15 protein-coding genes and 1 pseudogene are annotated in these 16,687 nt (G+C 56.0%); 12 read left to right on the top strand and 4 right to left on the bottom strand.

Annotation, left to right across the window (positions count from 1 at the left end; translation table 11 throughout):
• Window positions 1-19: 19 nt before the first annotated feature.
• Window positions 20-1,663 (bottom strand): malate dehydrogenase (quinone), encoded by a 1,644-nt coding sequence (mqo, locus tag KVQ82_RS12215; protein WP_041073501.1) that lies wholly within the window; start codon window positions 1,661-1,663, stop codon window positions 20-22.
• A 392-nt stretch (window positions 1,664-2,055) separates the two neighbouring features.
• On the bottom strand, window positions 2,056-3,669 hold the full coding sequence (locus tag KVQ82_RS12210; protein WP_041073503.1) for a methyl-accepting chemotaxis protein: 1,614 nt from the start codon (window positions 3,667-3,669) through the stop codon (window positions 2,056-2,058).
• Window positions 3,670-3,855: 186 nt separating this feature from the next.
• Here KVQ82_RS12210 and KVQ82_RS12205 point away from each other — a divergent pair, with 186 nt between their 5' ends.
• Both KVQ82_RS12205 and KVQ82_RS12200 read left to right on the top strand, forming a co-directional pair.
• Complete coding sequence (locus KVQ82_RS12205; RefSeq protein WP_025111286.1) at window positions 3,856-4,170, top strand: DUF2388 domain-containing protein; 315 nt, start codon at window positions 3,856-3,858, stop codon at window positions 4,168-4,170.
• An 80-nt stretch (window positions 4,171-4,250) separates the two neighbouring features.
• Complete coding sequence (locus KVQ82_RS12200) at window positions 4,251-4,661, top strand: hypothetical protein (protein WP_232966986.1); 411 nt, start codon at window positions 4,251-4,253, stop codon at window positions 4,659-4,661.
• On the opposite strand, the pseudogene ligD reads toward KVQ82_RS12200, so the two are convergent.
• Window positions 4,662-6,503: pseudogene (ligD, locus tag KVQ82_RS12195) on the bottom strand (DNA ligase D); the annotation flags it as partial.
• An 84-nt stretch (window positions 6,504-6,587) separates the two neighbouring features.
• On the opposite strand from ligD, the gene KVQ82_RS12190 reads away from it, so the two are divergent.
• The 10 genes from KVQ82_RS12190 (at window position 6,588) to KVQ82_RS31555 (ending at window position 15,683) form a co-directional block, all read left to right on the top strand.
• On the top strand, window positions 6,588-7,766 hold the full coding sequence (locus tag KVQ82_RS12190; RefSeq protein ID WP_222018995.1) for a site-specific integrase: 1,179 nt from the start codon (window positions 6,588-6,590) through the stop codon (window positions 7,764-7,766).
• A complete protein-coding gene (locus KVQ82_RS12185; protein ID WP_222018994.1) occupies window positions 7,763-9,262 on the top strand; it encodes a site-specific integrase in 1,500 nt (499 codons plus the stop codon). The genes KVQ82_RS12190 and KVQ82_RS12185 overlap by 4 nt, the downstream gene beginning before the upstream one ends.
• On the top strand, window positions 9,262-11,193 hold the full coding sequence (locus KVQ82_RS12180; RefSeq protein WP_222018993.1) for a hypothetical protein: 1,932 nt from the start codon (window positions 9,262-9,264) through the stop codon (window positions 11,191-11,193). Before KVQ82_RS12185 ends, KVQ82_RS12180 begins: the two co-directional genes overlap by 1 nt.
• A complete protein-coding gene (locus tag KVQ82_RS12175; RefSeq protein WP_222018992.1) occupies window positions 11,190-11,645 on the top strand; it encodes a hypothetical protein in 456 nt (151 codons plus the stop codon). The genes KVQ82_RS12180 and KVQ82_RS12175 overlap by 4 nt, the downstream gene beginning before the upstream one ends.
• Before the next feature lie 311 nt (window positions 11,646-11,956).
• Window positions 11,957-12,286 carry a transposase gene (locus tag KVQ82_RS12170; protein ID WP_260688095.1) on the top strand — a complete coding sequence of 110 codons (330 nt, stop codon included), beginning with the start codon at window positions 11,957-11,959 and terminating at the stop codon, window positions 12,284-12,286.
• On the top strand, window positions 12,283-12,618 hold the full coding sequence (gene tnpB, locus KVQ82_RS31565) for an IS66 family insertion sequence element accessory protein TnpB (RefSeq protein WP_260688094.1): 336 nt from the start codon (window positions 12,283-12,285) through the stop codon (window positions 12,616-12,618). The genes KVQ82_RS12170 and tnpB overlap by 4 nt, the downstream gene beginning before the upstream one ends.
• 83 nt (window positions 12,619-12,701) lie before the next feature.
• Window positions 12,702-14,258, top strand: a complete 1,557-nt coding sequence (locus tag KVQ82_RS12160; RefSeq protein ID WP_222019382.1) for an IS66 family transposase — start codon at window positions 12,702-12,704, stop codon at window positions 14,256-14,258.
• A gap of 9 nt (window positions 14,259-14,267) precedes the next feature.
• Window positions 14,268-14,630, top strand: a complete 363-nt coding sequence (locus KVQ82_RS12155; protein ID WP_222019381.1) for an ASCH domain-containing protein — start codon at window positions 14,268-14,270, stop codon at window positions 14,628-14,630.
• 126 nt (window positions 14,631-14,756) lie between these two features.
• Window positions 14,757-15,086, top strand: a complete 330-nt coding sequence (locus KVQ82_RS31560) for a hypothetical protein (protein WP_260688092.1) — start codon at window positions 14,757-14,759, stop codon at window positions 15,084-15,086.
• 69 nt (window positions 15,087-15,155) lie between these two features.
• Window positions 15,156-15,683 (top strand): HNH endonuclease, encoded by a 528-nt coding sequence (locus tag KVQ82_RS31555; protein ID WP_313902824.1) that lies wholly within the window; start codon window positions 15,156-15,158, stop codon window positions 15,681-15,683.
• Here KVQ82_RS31555 and KVQ82_RS12145 read toward each other — a convergent pair.
• Entirely contained in the window at window positions 15,663-16,646 is a 984-nt protein-coding gene (locus KVQ82_RS12145; RefSeq protein WP_222018990.1) for a hypothetical protein, read from the bottom strand. The genes KVQ82_RS31555 and KVQ82_RS12145 overlap by 21 nt on opposite strands.
• Window positions 16,647-16,687 lie beyond the last annotated feature (41 nt).

The raw sequence follows: 16,687 nt of genomic DNA, 5'->3' as shown, positions 1-16,687 counted from the left end.
TTGCGTATCTGGCGTCTAGTTACAGCGCCATGTCACGTGCAGCATTTTCCTTCGGCGCTTCAGCTTTCTCAGCTGCAGGTGCAGCCGGAGCAGCCTGACCGATCACCGGAGGCGTTGGCAGTTCGAGGATCTTGGCGGTGTACGCCCACTCTTGTGCCACTTTGGCCGGATCGTTGTTCAGCTGGGTGCCGTAGCTTGGCACGATCTGGTGCAGCTTGGCCTGCCACTCAGGGGTGGCGACTTTGTCTTTGAAGACTTTCTGCAGCACGCTCAGCATGATCGGTGCAGCGGTCGACGCGCCTGGCGATGCGCCCAGCAGGCCGGCGATGGAGCCGTCTTGTGCAGCAACGATTTCGGTGCCCAGTTTCAGCACGCCGCCAGCGGCTTCATCACGCTTGATGATCTGCACGCGCTGGCCGGCTTGCCACAGGCGCCAGTCTTCGGCTTTGGCGTTCGGGAAGTATTCCTTCAGCGCGTTCAGACGGTCTTCATCCGACAGCATCAGTTGACCGGCCAGGTACTCGACCAGCGGGTATTCCTTGATGCCGACCTTGGTCATTGGCCAGATGTTGTGGGTGGTGGTGCTGGTCAGCAGGTCCAGGTACGAGCCTTCTTTGAGGAACTTGGTGCTGAAGGTCGCGAATGGGCCAAACAGGATGACGCGCTTGCCGTCCAGAACACGGGTGTCCAGGTGCGGAACCGACATCGGCGGCGCGCCAACCGAAGCTTTACCGTAGGCCTTGGCCAGGTGCTGCTCGGCGATGGCCGGGTTATCGGTCACCAGGAACGAGCCGCCTACCGGGAAGCCAGCATATTCCTTGGCTTCAGGAATGCCCGACTTCTGCAGCAGGTGCAGAGCGCCGCCACCGGCACCGATGAACACGAACTTGGCGTCGGTTTCGGTTTTGGTGCCGTCTTTCAGGTTTTTGTAGCTGACGCGCCAGGTGCCGTCGGCGTTCTTGGTGATGTCTTCGACTTCACTCGACAGCTTCAGGTCGAAGTTAGGCTTGGTTTGCAGGTAACCGGCGAACTGGCGGGTGATTTCGCCGAAGTTCATGTCGGTACCCAGCGGGCTCCAGGTGGCCGCGATTTTCTGGTTCGGGTCACGCCCTTCCATCATCAGCGGGACCCACTTCTTGATCACAGCCGGGTCTTCGGAGTACTGCATGCCGGCGAACAGCGGGCTCGCCTGCAGGGCTTCGTAGCGCTTTTTCAGGAACTTGATGTTGTCGTCACCCCACACGAAACTCATGTGCGGCGTGGTGTTGATGAACGAGCGAGGGTTCTTCAGAACGCCTTGCTGAACCTGCCAGGCCCAGAACTGACGGGAAACCTGGAACGCTTCGTTGATCTCGACGGCTTTCGGGATCGTCACGTTGCCTTTGTCGTCTTCCGGGGTGTAGTTCAGCTCAGCCAGGGCCGAGTGACCGGTACCGGCGTTGTTCCAGCCGTTGGAGCTTTCCAGGGCGACGCCATCGAGGCGCTCGACCATTTCCATCGACCAGCTTGGCTCCAGCTCATTGATCCACACACCCAGGGTGGTGCTCATGATGCCGCCGCCGATCAGCAGAACGTCGACTTTCTTTGCTTCTGCAGCATTGGCGGACGACATCCCCATCGCCAAAGCCAGCCCGAGCAAGGCTGTGTTCACTTTCTTAAACATCCGTTGCACCTATGATAAAACGCCTTCCGCCCGCCGCTGTTGTGGGTATGAGGGCCTTTTGTCGCGACACTCAGGCCAGGGTCGCGGGCACCTTCACACTGCAATGTTGACGGGTGGGCACACAAGGCCGACGTACCGCATCGACCTCAGTTAATGTCCCTTCTGAACTGACTTTTTATCATTATTGGCTTCAGCTACTTGAGCGACAGGGATTCCGTCAGCCCGCCCAAAGGGCAGGCAAACTGAATAAGGTCAAACCAAGTTGGCGCGAAGAATATCACGTCAGGGCAAACCCGCGCGTCTGTTCCCGACTTGAGAGTCTTTTTCCGCTCTGGGCGTTATCGGCCGGTTTGGGCTGAACATGATCCGCAAACCTGCTCGCGATAGCGGCCCTACAACCGAAACCGGTCCACCGACAACGCCAGTGCCCCCGCCAGACTCGACAGTTCATCGGTGGTGTTGGCCGTCTGCCCGATCACCTTGCTGTTGCCCTCGGACATCCCGGCGATCATTTCCACCTGATGGGCAATTTCGTTGCTGGCCTGGCTTTGCTCGCCGATGGTGCGGGTGATGTCATTGACCAGTTGCGTGGTGCTGAGGGTGGCGTCGAGGATCTCGCGGATCGCCCGTTCGACTTCCGCCGTGACCGCCATGCCTTTGTCGACCTGAGCTACGCCGGCCTCCATGCTGCTGACCGCTTCGCGGGTACTGTTCTGGATGCGCGCGACCATCGCCGCGATTTCCTGGGTTGAAGCGCTGGTACGCGCGGCCAGACTGCGCACTTCGTCGGCGACCACGGCAAAGCCCCGGCCCTGCTCGCCAGCCCGCGCCGCCTCGATGGCGGCGTTGAGTGCCAGCAGGTTGGTCTGGTCGGCGATGCTCTTGATCACCTGAATGATGTTGAAGATGCCTTCGGATTCCTGATCCAGCGTGCGGATCACCTGTGCCGACTGCTGCGCCGAGCGGGCGATGTCGTCCATGTCACTGACCACCTGATGGATCACCTGTCCGCCGCTCTTGGCCAGCGACTCGGCCTGATTGGCCATGCCCAGTGCGCGTTCGGCGTGGCGGGTGATTTCCTCGATGCTGGCGGTCATCTGGCTCGCGGCAGCGGCCATGGTGCCGGCGGCGGCGCTTTGCTGCTGACTGCTGTCGGCGACCTGATGGCAGCCGTGGCTCAACTGCTCGCTCATGCCGCTGACGCCATGCGCGTTGCGGCGCACCACGTCGATCATGTCGCGCAGATCGCGCTGCATGGTCGCCAGGCTGCGGATCAGTGTGCTGGCTTCATCCTTGCCGGCCGGTTCGCTGATCGGCTCGCTGAGGTTGCCATGCGCAATGCTTTGAGCGATGTGGTTGGCGGACTTCAGCGGCCCCATGATGCTGCGGGTCACCCAACGCCCTTGCGCCAGCAATAGCAACAGGCTGGCGAGCAGCACCACGCCGAGGGCGATATTGGCATTTCGAATGGCGCTGTCGGTGGCTTTGCTGGTGTCCCGGGTATTGCTTTCAATCAGCTCACTGAGCGCGGCCATCTGCTCTTCAAGCTGAGTGAAGGCGGTGTTGAACGTACCGAGCTCCCGTTGCGCGCTGTCCGGGTTGTCGAGTGCCAGGCCGACAATGCGCTCGGCCGCCTCGATGTAGGTGTCCAGGCTCGGTTTGATCTGTTCGAGCGCGGTCTTGATTGTCGGGTTGACCGGCAATTTGAGGTTTTCATCCAGCACTTCGCGGAAATGGCTCGCGTGCTCGTTGATCGAATCCCGCACTTCGGCGGCCGTGCCGGTACTTTTGCCCAGGCCCACCAGCATCGCCGAGTACACGTCAGCCCGCAGTGCATCGTGCATCATGTCGGCTTCCATGTGATTGCGCAGCGCAGTCATGCTCACCGCGTTGTCGCCAACCGCCGCGGACATCCGCGTATTCCCCACATAGCTGACCAGACTCACGATCAGTGCTGTCAGCAGGCTGGTTGCTATCAGCAACAGCAAACGCAATTTGATCGACACGGTGGGTTCCTCCTGAGGCGCGCCGAATGCACCTGTCAGGAGTTCAGTTAAGCTTATTTGTGCAGATGTGCCGCTTCAGAGCGTTTCAGCAAGTATCCGCGTGTTCGAACGGAACTCCGGCAAAGGTCGCACCTCTGAGATTATGTAGTCTTCCTTTTTGCTTCGCGCTTGTGGAGGAACACCGTCATGCGCAAGTTAGTGCTCGTTTCTTCTCTCCTGCTGTGCCTCCCTGTCGGCTCGGCTCTGGCCCGTGTCGATGCCGGCGATGTCGCCACCTCGGCGGGTGTTTCCGCGTCGCTTTACTCGACCTTCAAGGATCACAAAATGGTGATCCCGGCGCGCGATGACCTGTCAGCGTTCGTGGCCAGCGGCGGTGCCATACGAGGGGTTTATCTGGAGTCGGTGCTGCAACAGGTCCGGCACGACAACCCCGGTCTCAACGCCAGCGATGAAGACCTTGCCAACGCGATTCTGGTGCATTACGAAGGCCTGAATCAGTAGTTGTCACGCAGGCAGCGGCCGATGGATGGCAGCTGAAGGCACATAGGCAAAACAGTCCGACGGCCTCTATGATGGAGGCCATGACGACTCTTGCGCCGCCTGCGCCTTTGCGCTCACCCTGCCCGCCCGGCGCCTGCGATTGCGGGCGCGAATCATTGCTGGAAAATCCCGGCAGCGATCTGCGCATCCTGCGCCTGACTCGCGAGCAGGAAAAAATCCTGCTCGCCCGCCTGGAACAACTCAAAGACCTCGCCGACCTGCGCCATTTGCAAGATCGCATGCACGAACAGTTGGGCCTGCGAGTTGAGGTTGCTCCGGGCTTTCATGAAGTGCGCACCATGCTCGGCATCGAGATTCAGATCGAAGCGCTGCCGGGGCTGTGCCGCAAGACGCGCAAAGCGATTCCGGCGGCCATTCGTCGAGGCCTGAGCAACCACCCTGAAATCGCTTTCGAACTCCTCAACGCCCACGACTTGCTGCGCGACACCTGATCATCTTTTCATGCCAACCCGCTTGCGCATCTCTGCAGTGATGCTCTGGCGGGTTTTCTTCATGTCGGCCCACGGCGCGTCGCCGACCTCGTTCAGGCGCTCATGGACATTGCTGATGTTCCACTGGTTGCCACCCTTGATCTGCGCCACCTCTTCGCGAAACAGCGGCACCGACACCGGCAGCCCCTCGCGGGTGCGCGCCGCGTAGGCACAAATGGTGGTGGCACCCAGACCGTTGCGCAGGTAATCGATGAAGATTCGCCCCACCCGATTTTTCGGCCCGGACACCGCGGAAAACCGTTCCGGCAACAAATTCGCCATATGACTGACGATCGCATGGCTGAAATCCTTGACCTCATCCCAGCCGTGCTTGCGGGTCAATGGCACCACCAGGTGAATGCCTTTGCCACCGCTGGTCTTGAGAAACGCCTTGAGCCCCAGTTCATCGAGCACGGTCAGGGTCAGCGCAGTGGCTTCGACCATGCTTTTCCATGGGAGCGCGGGATCCGGGTCAAGATCGAGGACAAAGCGGTCAGGCTTGTCCAGATCAATGGTGGTGGCGTTCCAGGTGTGCAGCTCGACCGTGCTCATCTGCACGGCGCCGATCAAGGCTTCAGCATTGTTGATCAACATCACCGGTTGACCAGTGACCTCCTTGTCCAGCGTGGTGATGCCGGGAATCGCCAGACGCTCGGCATTTTTCTGGAAGAACAGTTCGCCGGCGATACCGTCCGGCGCACGCACCAATGCCACTGGACGATCCTTGAGCTGCGGCAGGATCCATTCGGCGACGCTGGCGTAATACTCGGCCAGTTGCATCTTGGTGGTGCCACTGACCGCATCGATTACCCGGTCGGGGTGGGTGATGCGCACCTTGCCGCTGGCGAGGCCCAGCTGTGACGGTGCTGCTTCAGCCTTTTTCTTTGCCGGTGCAGCCTTTTTCGATGGGGTGGCTTTCGCTGAAGTCTTCACGGGTTTCGCGCGCTCCTGGGTAATTGCCTTGGCCGGTTTGTCATTGCGCAGACCATGGAACACGGCATGGCGCACCGAGCCGTCCTTGGTCATTTCGGCGAATGCCACTTCTGCCAACAGATTCGGTTTGAGCCAGTGCACACCCTTGGCGTCGAAGCCGCTTGGCGGGTTGACCACGGCAGCCTTCTTCACCTGCAACGGCTTGAGTTGGGCAAGGATGCTTTTCAGGGTGGTGTCGTTGAACCCGGTGCCGACCTTGCCGGCGTAACGCAATTCGCCACTGTCGCGGTCATGCAAGCCCAGCAGCAAGGCGCCGAAGGCACTGCGCGCGCCCTTCGGATCGGTATAGCCGACAACCACGAATTCCTGACGATGCTTGCACTTGAGCTTGATCCAGTCGCTGCTGCGCCGCGATACGTAAGGCGAACCCAGGCGCTTGCCGATCAGTCCTTCCATTTGCATCTGGCAGGCGCTGTTGAGCAGCGCATCCGGGGTTTCGTCGAAGGCTTCGGAAAAGCGCAGCAAGGGCTGCTCGTGCCCTCCGAGTACCGTGGACAACGCCGCGCGGCGCTCCTCGACCGGCACCTCGCGCAGGTCGACCCCGTTGAGATACGGCATGTCGAACAGGTAGTACATGATGCTGCCGCTGCTTCCAGCTTCGAACGCATTCTGCAGCGCCTGGAAGTCCGGCACACCGTGTTCGTCAGCGACCACCATTTCGCCGTCCAGCCACGCCGATTCCAGGCCCAGCTCGGCCAGAGCCTGCGCCTGTTGCGGCAGTTTTTGCGTCCAGTCATGGCCATTGCGGGTAAACAGCTGCACCTGATCGTGATCGATGCGCGCCATGATCCGGTAGCCGTCGAACTTTAATAGGCACCTGTACGACCGTTGCGATTCAAGTTTCTTGGATGGAGGCCGTAACACATAAACTGTACCTACCGAGCGTTGCATTTCATGATTATTCACACAGACGCTTTGCCTGACTTCGTCATCGTAGACCCTCATCGCATGCTTCCTCGGTTCTGGGCGACAGCTTGGTCATTGACTATTCAGGGCCATGCCCTCGCCGAGAATACTCGCAAGACAAAACTTCGACACATCGACGCCTTCTACTCTTTCTGTGATGACCGGTTCGGGCTCGATTCGTTCGATTCCGCAGTCAGTCATCGCGATGCTGTAAGGACCCTGGAGTTTGTCGAAGCGTTCTATTTGGAGCTCACGTCGACCCCGGACTACACAACAACGGCGGTGCAGCGCTGGGACGCAGTGCGCGATTTTGTTCAGCGCCTCGCACGACAGCGGGCGCCATCGAGCCAGGCATGGCATTCATTGTCCTCGACGCTATGGGCCATGGGGAAGATACGAAAACCTCGACGAGGTCGTTTTCGATTCATTCGCGCGATTCCTGTCAATACGCTGGTTGACTTGCTGGAGGTTGCGAATCCCATATCTGATCGCAACCCATTTCATAGCGAAAGCGTTCGAGCAAGGAACTGGCTGATCCTCAACCTTTTGCTTCTCACGGGATTACGTCGAGGCGAACTGATGCTGCTTGAGTGTGGTTCTCTCAAGTCCGACGTTGATATCGAAACATACGAGGTTGTCTATTGGCTTGACGTGACAACGACCATAGAACATGACCCGCGCTCTAGCTCGCCAAGCATGAAGACGGAACAGTCACATCGGCAGATACCAATATCGGCGGACCTTGCCTGCCTCTTTGAACAGTACGTAACGGAACACCGACACGACGGGAGTGAGCATGGATTTCTTCTTACAGCGATCACCGGTGATCCTCTTTCTGCGGAGGCAATAACCAAAGTTTTCAACCAACTCTCAAGTGCCATTTCTCCGGAGACGCTTTCTCGGTTTACCGAACGCTCTGGTGGAAAGGCACGAATATCTCCCCACGACCTCAGGCACACCTGTGCCACGGCCCGATATTCCATGTTCATGGCTCATGAGCCAAATAGAGATCTCACGTTCCAACGGTTACGTGCGTTCTTCGGATGGTCTGAGCAATCGTCTATGCCCGAACACTACGCACGTGCAGCGATTCAAGAAGACTTGCTACGTACATGGGGACGACTCTTTGATACCAGAGTAAGCGTGCTGCGGGAACTCAAATCATGAATGAAACACATGACCAGACGAAGATTATTAAGGCTCGTGCTGGTGGAGACGGATATAGTTCAATCCTTGATTGGACATGGCCAGTTGCACCGGCAACGCTTTCAATCTATGACAAGTACTCTGACACTTGCTACATCATTCGCGCGGAGGAAGATACATGGACATTTAGTTACAAAGGCCACGCAGAGTCGATCGTTTTCGCTAGCGGCAACATCGGTTCGCTTCAGAGAAGACTCGCCTTGCTGAGTAGTGGTCGGGCAAGCCCAGGTACTCTCCATCGGACTGGGCGGATGCTCGTGCAGAAGTGGGACATTGTTGTTGCTCTTCTTAATACACGCCCAGAAGTTCTAAGAACAACATGGGATGAGTATGTCACCGAATCGACTCTTGCTGCACTGAGCAAAAAGGTGCTTAAGCTAGCGTGCACAGCTAATGTAGGCCACTGGAGCGGCCGGACGATGCCTTTAGTAAGTAGCCTGGATACGCGAGCCAACTCGGGTGTTGCTAAGAGAACCGGCCTTATTGAGAGCAGGCAATCCCTCGTCAGCGCAAGTCTTCAGGCAGGCATCGTCAAAGTACTGGATGCGGCTGCGTCTAATGGAGACCTTTCCCTCATTCAGCTCGAAGGGGCGGCCGCGCTGGCCCTTATTTATCAGCACGGCGTACGGCCGGTTCAAGTCCTATGCCTCAATGTGCAACACGTCAGATTCTTTAAAGATGCTTCGGACGAGACTGCCTGCATCGTATCTTTCCATGCTGCGAAACAGAAAGGGGGTAAAGAATTCGAGATAATTCGCCAGGTTAAGCCTGAATGGGTTCCTATAGTTGAACGTCTCCATACATCCGCTGTGAATTCAGGTAGATCGCGTCTCTTCGATGCTTCAAATTCTTCGGCCCTATGGTTTCGGGCGAAAGCTGTATGCAAGCTATCGAAGGTAAATCTGAGTTGTACAGCACAGCAGTTTCGACATACAGCTGCTCAGGTATTGGCAGATGCCGGACATACACGCGGGAGTATCCAGCAATTCTTGGGGCATGTGCGCAAAAACACCGCTGCTATTTACATTCGTGCCAGTATGCAACAAGCGAAACTCATCAATTCCGCGCTTGGCGCTTCCAAGCTTTATACAAAAATTCACGGCATCGCTTCAAGAACTTTTGTGACTCTTGAAGAGATGCTTCATGCAGCTGAAGACCAGCAAATCGGTGGGATTGTTGGCGAGAGTTTAGTGGGCGGTATTGGACTATGTAGGGCTGGCCAAAGCCAGTGCAGCTACAACCCAGTGACATCGTGCTATGGCTGTCGGAAGTTCATGCCTTCGTTGGACTCTGATGCCCATAAAGATGCCGTGGAAGGAATGCGTCAGCAAGTTCGAGTGTACTTAGCTCGCGGCGTCCAGCCAGAGAATCCGGCTTATCTCCAACTCACCCGCGCTCTCTCGGGCGCTCAGCAAGCGTTGGACGCCATCGAAGAGTTACATCTGGAGAATCAGTAATGACCGTATCTCAGTTTTCAGCTCCTGAGGGCCCTCGTCCCCAGCAGTTTCAGCAATTTGTCGATAGTCTGCGCCAGGCAGTCGAGGCAAAAGGACTGCAATGGGATATTCCCATGGATGATAAAGGTAAGCCGATTGTAGGTCATGACTGGAACCTACGGATTTTGAACGGTAGTCACGACAGGCATGCTGCTGGAACAGTGGGATTTGGAATCGATAACGAAGTGCGTGAGCTGGCAATTGATGCACAATGGCCATTGTCGCGCTTGCCATCGGGCTCGGTGGTGTCCGACTCGGCTCAAGACTTCATAAAGGCGATTATCGCAAGTCGCTGTCTTAGTGGACGGACCACAGATAATGCCCAAGTCATTGCGAAAGCTGCCAGGCGGTTATTTTCTTGCACCGCAGTGCCGCCTTATAAAGTCGCCCGTGAACATTTCGAAAACCTGCTTTCGCTGAAGTCTTGGAGTGCTAAAGCAAAACGAGACTTTGTCGCTGTCGCGAATGTTATTGACGAAAATTTGTTGTCTGAGCATTGCCCAGTCAAACCGTCATTTGAGTCAAAACCGGAAATTGGACTTCTACCCGAACTCAGCACACGAGCCAACGGAGACAAATTGCCGGACAAAGATGCTTTGTTCGAGTTGACACGAATCGTATTTCAAGAGGTGCCGGCGACATTCAATGATGGCGTATTCTTCTCTATATTTAGGCTGCTTATCCTGACTGGTCTGCGCATTACTGAGGTTCTTACTCTCCCGGATGATTGTCTGGTTTGGGACAATCACATAGACGTAGTGACTGGAAAAAATGTGGCTGACATTGGTGGCGTAGGTCGCTCTCTACGGCTGCGCTACTACGCAGAGAAGCAGAGAGATGGAGCTCCTGATATCTTGATCGAGAGGTATTATCATGTACCATCACGATTTGAAGGCTTTGTCGAAACCACCGTCACCGAAATATTGCACGCAACGGCACCCCTTCGGGAAATCCTGGAAAGGCAGTCATCTGCGCGCAATAACTATCCAGATTCAGATCTTCGAACATTCAAAACTTCTTCAGGATGTGTCGTAGGGACCTGGCAAAGGCTATTTCTAACCACGGGAGCTGTTCTGAGGTTCCCATTGAGCGAGCCGCTCACGTCTGATGCGGCAATTAGCACACCACACCCAGCTCGTATTTATACAGCTCTGGGCAGGACATTAGGGAGCGGTTCGCTCTCATTTTTCAAGAAACACGGTAGTACTCCAGAGGCGAAGAATTTATCGATACAGCCGCACTCTCTACGTCATCTTATGAATACTGAACTCTTCCGTCTAAACGTTCCTGATACTGCAATCACACACCAGTTCGGCCGTGTTTCCGTTGCGCAGAGCTACGAGTATGACCACCGCAGTCTTGCTGAAAAACTGAAGTTCGTTCAGCTTCCTCCGGCCTCCCGCTCACATGTTCCGCCAGGAAGCACTCAGGAGCTTGTGGCTAAAATGGTGGTAAGTGGCGTCGCGGCTACAAGTCATTTGGGACAATCATTCAAACGTATCCAAGCAGAACATGGCGATGCAGCTGCGTTTGCATATCTTGCAGCAAACTCTGATGGCTTTCATGTCACGCCCTATGGGTTCTGTACCAATAGCTTCTCTATTAATCCTTGCACGAGGCACCTGAGGTGTTTTGACCGATGCAAACATTTTGCCGCGAGTGGTTTACCTGAGCATCGGGAAACCTTAATGGACCTTAGGGAGCGTCTTGTGGTGATGCAGCATGCAGCGGAAGCGAAACCATCGCGAACCATGGGCCGAATCAATCAAATTACGCATGCGGTGCGACTCATTGAGGGAGTTCAAGCTGCTCTAGATACCCAACCACACCAAAATGTATTCGCGGACGGGGTTGATTACGCAGCCCCCAACGAAAAGGACGTTTTTGCATGAGAAGATTGCAAGATCCCACCAATGTAGAATTAAAGGCAATTCTGGAGCAGCTGCTTTCCGAAAACGTCGATATTACCGTTCGAGAGGTTGCTCGACGTCACTCTGAGCTGAAGAACGCTTCGGCATTTACGCGAAACAGTGCTCGAATGAGCCTCATCACTGAGGCGCGTCAGAAACAGCTTGAGGCCCGCATTATCGCTGCCAGCTTGACGCCAACTGTCGTACAGGCTGGCGTTGTGGCGAAGCGAACGGTGGAGGTGGCAGCTTTGGAACTCCAAATTAAACGACTTGTAGCTGCGCACGCGGGACTGATTCGTGCCGTTCAATTGGTCGGCGGAATGGGGGCACTCGAGCGATTTTGGAAAGAGTACAAAGAGGTCGGTGATGCTGTACATAAACTCGGCGCTGTGCCTCAAGGGGCTGTGGTTCTGGTGTTTCCGCAAGCTGAGTAAACTGTGGGGTAGCTTCGACAACTAGACATTCTAATCCGCAAGACCGCAAGCACTCGGGATCAGCGCAAACCCGAAGTGCTTGCAGTCCCACCTGTGAAAGCTGTCTTCGCTCGCCAGATACTAGTTTGTCCCCGTTTGCATACGACTTAATCAGTTGTTTGTATCAAGCACTGTCATGCGTTTCGAACGTGTAGATTGAATCAACAGAGTAACCGTCCGGGCAATACACCTTCCTGATGCCATCGCTTAAGGCGATGGTGTCCACCTAAATTTAAGTGGACACCATTTTTAGCCTTTTTAAGCGGACGCCCATGCCACAAGAACGCCGTTCCTATTCCAAATCCTTTAAAGCCCAGGTCATTGCCGAGTGTGCGCAGGCTGACACCTCGATTGCCAATGTCGCCTTGACCCACAACCTCAATGCAAACCTTGTCCATAAATGGATTCGGGTGCATGCGCAGAAAAACCTGGCACTGCAAACTGCCTTTATTCCGGTCAAGGCATTGTCTTCGACAGCGGCCCCTCAAATTCCGGCCACGATTCGAATCGAAGTGCCTCATTCAAAAGGCGTAGTCGTGGTGAGTTGGCCGGCAGAAAGTGCAGCGGCATGTTCCGCTTTTCTGCGAGACCTGCTGCGATGATTCGCATCGACACCATCTGGCTCGCCATCGAGCCCATGGACATGCGCGCCGGCACTGAAACCGCGCTGGCGCGAGTTGTCGCGGTGTTCGGTGCGGCGAAGCCGCACTGTGCTTATCTGTTCGCCAACCGCCGCGCCAATCGTATGAAAGTGTTGGTGCATGACGGCGTGGGGATTTGGCTTGCAGCCCGGCGCTTGAATCAAGGGCGCTTCTTTTGGCCAGGCGTGCGGCACGGCTCTGAAGTCGAGTTGGATGCAGAGCAACTTCAAGCCTTGGTGCTCGGTTTACCTTGGCAACGCGTCGGTTCCGGAGGAGCCATCACGATGCTCTAATTCGTCTGCCATGGCGCGCTTGCCAGCGCAATTGGCCCATCCGTCTATCGCCGCCACTAGCCCTCTCTGGCAAAATCGGCGGCATGACTTCGCATCCGAATCTCGATCAATTAAACCCTGAAGAACTGCGCGCCTTGGCGGCGCAGTTGATCCAGCGCGTCGAGACGATGGACAAGCAAATCACTCATCACAAGTCGGTTAACGAGAAACTGGCCCACGAGATCGCACTGCTCAAACGCTTCAAGTTTGCCAAGCGCAGCGAGCAGTTGAGCCTGGATCAAGCCAGCCTGCTCGACGACTTGATCGATACGGATATCGCCGCTATCGAAGCCGAACTTGAGGCGCTGCAACCGGCACCTGTCGAAGCCAAAGTACGCCAGCAACCCAAGCGCGCACCTCTGCCACCGCAGTTTCCTCGCACGCTGATCCATCACGAACCGGACAACAGCCACTGCCAGTGCGGTTGCGCCCTCAAGCGCATCGGCGAAGATGCCAGCGAAAAGCTCGACTACACGCCCGGCGTGTTCACCGTCGAGCGCCACATCCGTGGAAAGTGGGCCTGCGAACAGTGCGAAACGTTGATCCAGGCGCCGGTACCGGCGCACGTCATCGACAAAGGCATCCCGACAGCGGGCCTGCTGGCTCACATCATGGTGGCCAAGTTCGCCGACCATCTGCCGCTGTATCGCCAAGAGAAAATCTTTGGCCGCGCCGGGCTGCCCATCGCTCGTTCGACCTTGGCGCAGTGGGTGGGCAACTGCGGCGTGCAACTTCAACCGCTGGTTGATGCGCTACGCGAAGCCGTGCTGACGCACGGCGTCGTCCACGCTGACGAAACGCCGGTACAAATGCTGACGCCTGGCGCGAAGAAAACTCATCGCGCTTACGTCTGGGCCTATGCCACCAGTCAGTTCTCCGATCTTGCGGCGGTCGTTTACGACTTCAGCCCGAGCCGTGCTGGCGAACATGCTCGAAATTTCCTCGGCCACTGGAACGGGAAGCTGGTCTGCGATGACTTCGCTGGCTACAAGGCAGGCTTTGAACTGGGCGTTACAGAAATCGGCTGCATGGCCCATGCACGCCGAAAGTTCTTCGACTTGCACGCGACCAACAAGAGCCAGATCGCCGAAAAAGCGCTGCACTACATCGCGGCCTTGTATGAAGTTGAACGAGAGGTACGCGAGCTGGAACCGGGTGTCCGGCAGCGAATACGGCAGGAAAAAGCAGCGCCGATCATCGACGCACTTCATACCTGGATGATCGCCCAGAGGCAGCTTGTGCCTGAGGGATCGGCCATCGCCAAGGCGTTGGATTACAGCCTCAAGCGCTGGATAGCGCTGACGCGCTATCTCAATGACGGTGCTGTGCCCATCGATAACAACTGGTGCGAGAATCAAATCCGGCCGTGGGCTCTTGGGCGCTCGAACTGGCTGTTCGCTGGCTCGTTACGTAGCGGTAAACGTGCGGCGGCGATCATGAGTTTGATCCAGTCGGCGCGGCTCAACGGGCATGATCCGTATGCATACCTGAAGGATGTTCTTACACGCCTGCCGACGCAGCGGGCGAGTGAGATCGCCGAGCTTCTGCCGCATAAGTGGAATCCTATCGAAGCGACTATTTTCCAAGCGTCTAATTTTTAGGAGAGAACCATAAAGGCTTTATCAATTGTACGGCCCAGTGGCGGCCGAATCGCTTCTGGCGAGAAAATCCTCGAAGTCCGTCGTTGGCATCCAGACTTAGATCCTTCCGAGGATCTCCTGATTGTGGAAAACGAGCGATTTCTCCATAACGATGGGGACGAAGACGATAACGGTATTGCCGTCGCAATTGTGCGCGTGAAAGCCGTGCGTCCCTTCATCCTCGCTGACATGCAAGCGGCCTGTGCAAGTTATTTTGAGGATGGCTGGCTCGCATGGGAGTTGAGTGACGTAAGGCCAGTCATACACCCTGTGACCATCCGTGCGGCACGGGGTATCTACGAGGTAGATTTCCTACTCCCAGACAGACGCTGAACATTGAGCAAGATGTGTTGGGCAGACGCTTACTCAACAGAGCCGACGATCAGAGGTTTTTTGACCAAGCAGCTTATCGAATCGATGCGTAAGATGGCGTTACTTGATGGCATCAGGAGGGTGCAAATGGCAGCTAGTAACTCGGACGGCTTTGAGTTGGACCAACAGGCAACCAAGAGCCATACCCCTCCTGGCTGGCCAATCCATACCGTTGAAATTGCACCACGAGGCAAGGCTCCAAAGAAATACGGCCCGACGACGTATCGGTTCGCTGCGACTTTGACGTTGAGTGTCATCCTGCCAAGAAGGGGGTGGACACTCGTGAAGAAGGCCAAAAACTACGTTTATCTCATTCCACCACCAGACCAGACCTCACCTCCGTTCGGCATCTCTATCGCGGTCCCAACACCAGCTGAGTGTTTGGATATCGCGCGCAGAAGCTATGCGAAAGGGTAATCATGGATAGCACAGTTAGGGCAATGGCCTGCTTGGTATCTTCATGAGAGGAATACCGACGTGCAGGAGATGCGGCGTGACCCGGCAACTGGAAAAATGGTGTCTCTTCTTCATGAGAATCCGCCAAAGTCGAGCCTTACTATCGGCGAGTGGGGTGTATGGGAGTTCGATGTCACGGGAATTGCCGGCGACTTTGCAATCGGAATACTTCCCCCTTCCCAAGCATCAGCAACGGCCTACGCCGTCGATAAGTCAACGCTTACAGAAGGAGCTTTGAAGACTGTCGAGCTGACAGTCTATGAGCGAAATGCCACCGCACGCAGGCTGTGCATCGCACATTATGGGCCAACGTGCCAAGCGTGCGGTTTGAACTATGAAGACAAGTACGGCCCGATAGGAGCTGACCTCATTCATGTTCATCATGTAACGCCTCTGTCCGCTATTGGCGAAGCGTATCAGGTAGACCCCGTACGCGACTTGATACCTCTTTGCGCAACTTGCCATCACGTAGTGCATAGGCGCGATCCTCCGTACTCATTAACCGAGATTCGAGCAGCCTTAACAGCCCAAGCCAGCCTAGTGGCCAGGTTTGACTAGGGCATGGATGATCGGCTCCTCTCGGAACTCGCACATTGCCGAATCGTCGTGGATAAAAACCGCATCGAAAACTGAATATGCATCCATGCTCGCCAGCAACGGAGCAAGGTACAACGCAGCTTTGGCAAAATTGACACCCGGCAGCGGCCAGTTGTCGTAGATGAGCAACCAGTTGGTGGGGTACCGCACGAAGCCATCGTCCATCGCTTTAAGGAGTTTCTCCCCGCCGCAGTGGGCCATCGCCGCCGCCCATTCATACTCAGGAGAGTCGCCGCCCCAAGCGCCCCCAGGGGCATCGGCCTCAATCTCGCGCCGAAGTTCTTCGGCCGATTTCTTGGGCTCTCTAGGCGTAGCGTGAGGGATGAAATAAACATCCGGCCCCAAGCCTCGCTCCCGTAGCACCTGGCTGCGGGCGGCATTCACTGGAACGGCTTCCGTATGCTCGATCCCTATGGACCTATTGGACATCTCCAGAAGGAAGTCCGGCTTATCCCTATGGTTAAGGGTCAGCGGAAAAAAGAGCTTTGCAGCCGGCAGGGTTGCAAGCAGGTGCGCAATGCAATAACGCTCCACATGTGGACTCTCACGTCGATCTGAACGTGCTGGAACACTGATGTCCAGTGCGGCAAGCCCGACCTTTAGCTCTTCAAGATTATTCGCGCAGAGAATGATATTCGACACATGCCCTCTCTTGAAGGACATACATGTCCCTGCTTGACCTTTTAATACTTTCACCATCTCGGGAGAGCACATGACCAGACTAACTGCCGAACTTAACTTCGTGATCATCGGAGGCCGCAAATCCGCAATACCTGTCCTTTTTCGTGCGTCGTACCAATCGCTCATCTTGCAAAAGCCAAACTGACTTGCAGAAACTCCACCGCGCCAACAAGCAGATATCTCTGCAAACCGCCAGTCGGAAATGTCGACACACTTAAGCGGATCGCAAGTGGTTCGAGCCATTTCAGCCACAACAACAGTCTGTCGACTATGCTCAATTGGTT

The sequence above is a fragment of the Pseudomonas sp. AO-1 genome, assembly GCF_019775695.1.
Taxonomy (GTDB): domain Bacteria; phylum Pseudomonadota; class Gammaproteobacteria; order Pseudomonadales; family Pseudomonadaceae; genus Aquipseudomonas; species Aquipseudomonas parakoreensis.
The sequence above is the reverse complement of the archived record's forward strand: the minus strand, read 5'-3'. Positions and strand labels throughout refer to the sequence as shown.

Bases quoted from the DNA above. Each gene is read 5' to 3' on its own strand.
- mqo (WP_041073501.1), bottom strand. From the start codon at position 1,663: ATGTTTAAGAAAGTGAACACAGCCTTGCTCGGGCTGGCTTTGGCGATG.
- KVQ82_RS12205 (WP_025111286.1), top strand. From the start codon at position 3,856: ATGCGCAAGTTAGTGCTCGTTTCTTCTCTCCTGCTGTGCCTCCCTGTC.
- KVQ82_RS12200 (WP_232966986.1), top strand. From the start codon at position 4,251: ATGACGACTCTTGCGCCGCCTGCGCCTTTGCGCTCACCCTGCCCGCCC.
- KVQ82_RS12190 (WP_222018995.1), top strand. From the start codon at position 6,588: ATGATTATTCACACAGACGCTTTGCCTGACTTCGTCATCGTAGACCCT.
- KVQ82_RS12185 (WP_222018994.1), top strand. From the start codon at position 7,763: ATGAATGAAACACATGACCAGACGAAGATTATTAAGGCTCGTGCTGGT.
- KVQ82_RS12180 (WP_222018993.1), top strand. From the start codon at position 9,262: ATGACCGTATCTCAGTTTTCAGCTCCTGAGGGCCCTCGTCCCCAGCAG.
- KVQ82_RS12175 (WP_222018992.1), top strand. From the start codon at position 11,190: ATGAGAAGATTGCAAGATCCCACCAATGTAGAATTAAAGGCAATTCTG.
- KVQ82_RS12170 (WP_260688095.1), top strand. From the start codon at position 11,957: ATGCCACAAGAACGCCGTTCCTATTCCAAATCCTTTAAAGCCCAGGTC.
- tnpB (WP_260688094.1), top strand. From the start codon at position 12,283: ATGATTCGCATCGACACCATCTGGCTCGCCATCGAGCCCATGGACATG.
- KVQ82_RS12160 (WP_222019382.1), top strand. From the start codon at position 12,702: ATGACTTCGCATCCGAATCTCGATCAATTAAACCCTGAAGAACTGCGC.
- KVQ82_RS31560 (WP_260688092.1), top strand. From the start codon at position 14,757: ATGGCAGCTAGTAACTCGGACGGCTTTGAGTTGGACCAACAGGCAACC.
- KVQ82_RS31555 (WP_313902824.1), top strand. From the start codon at position 15,156: ATGCGGCGTGACCCGGCAACTGGAAAAATGGTGTCTCTTCTTCATGAG.
- KVQ82_RS12145 (WP_222018990.1), bottom strand. From the start codon at position 16,646: ATGGCTCGAACCACTTGCGATCCGCTTAAGTGTGTCGACATTTCCGAC.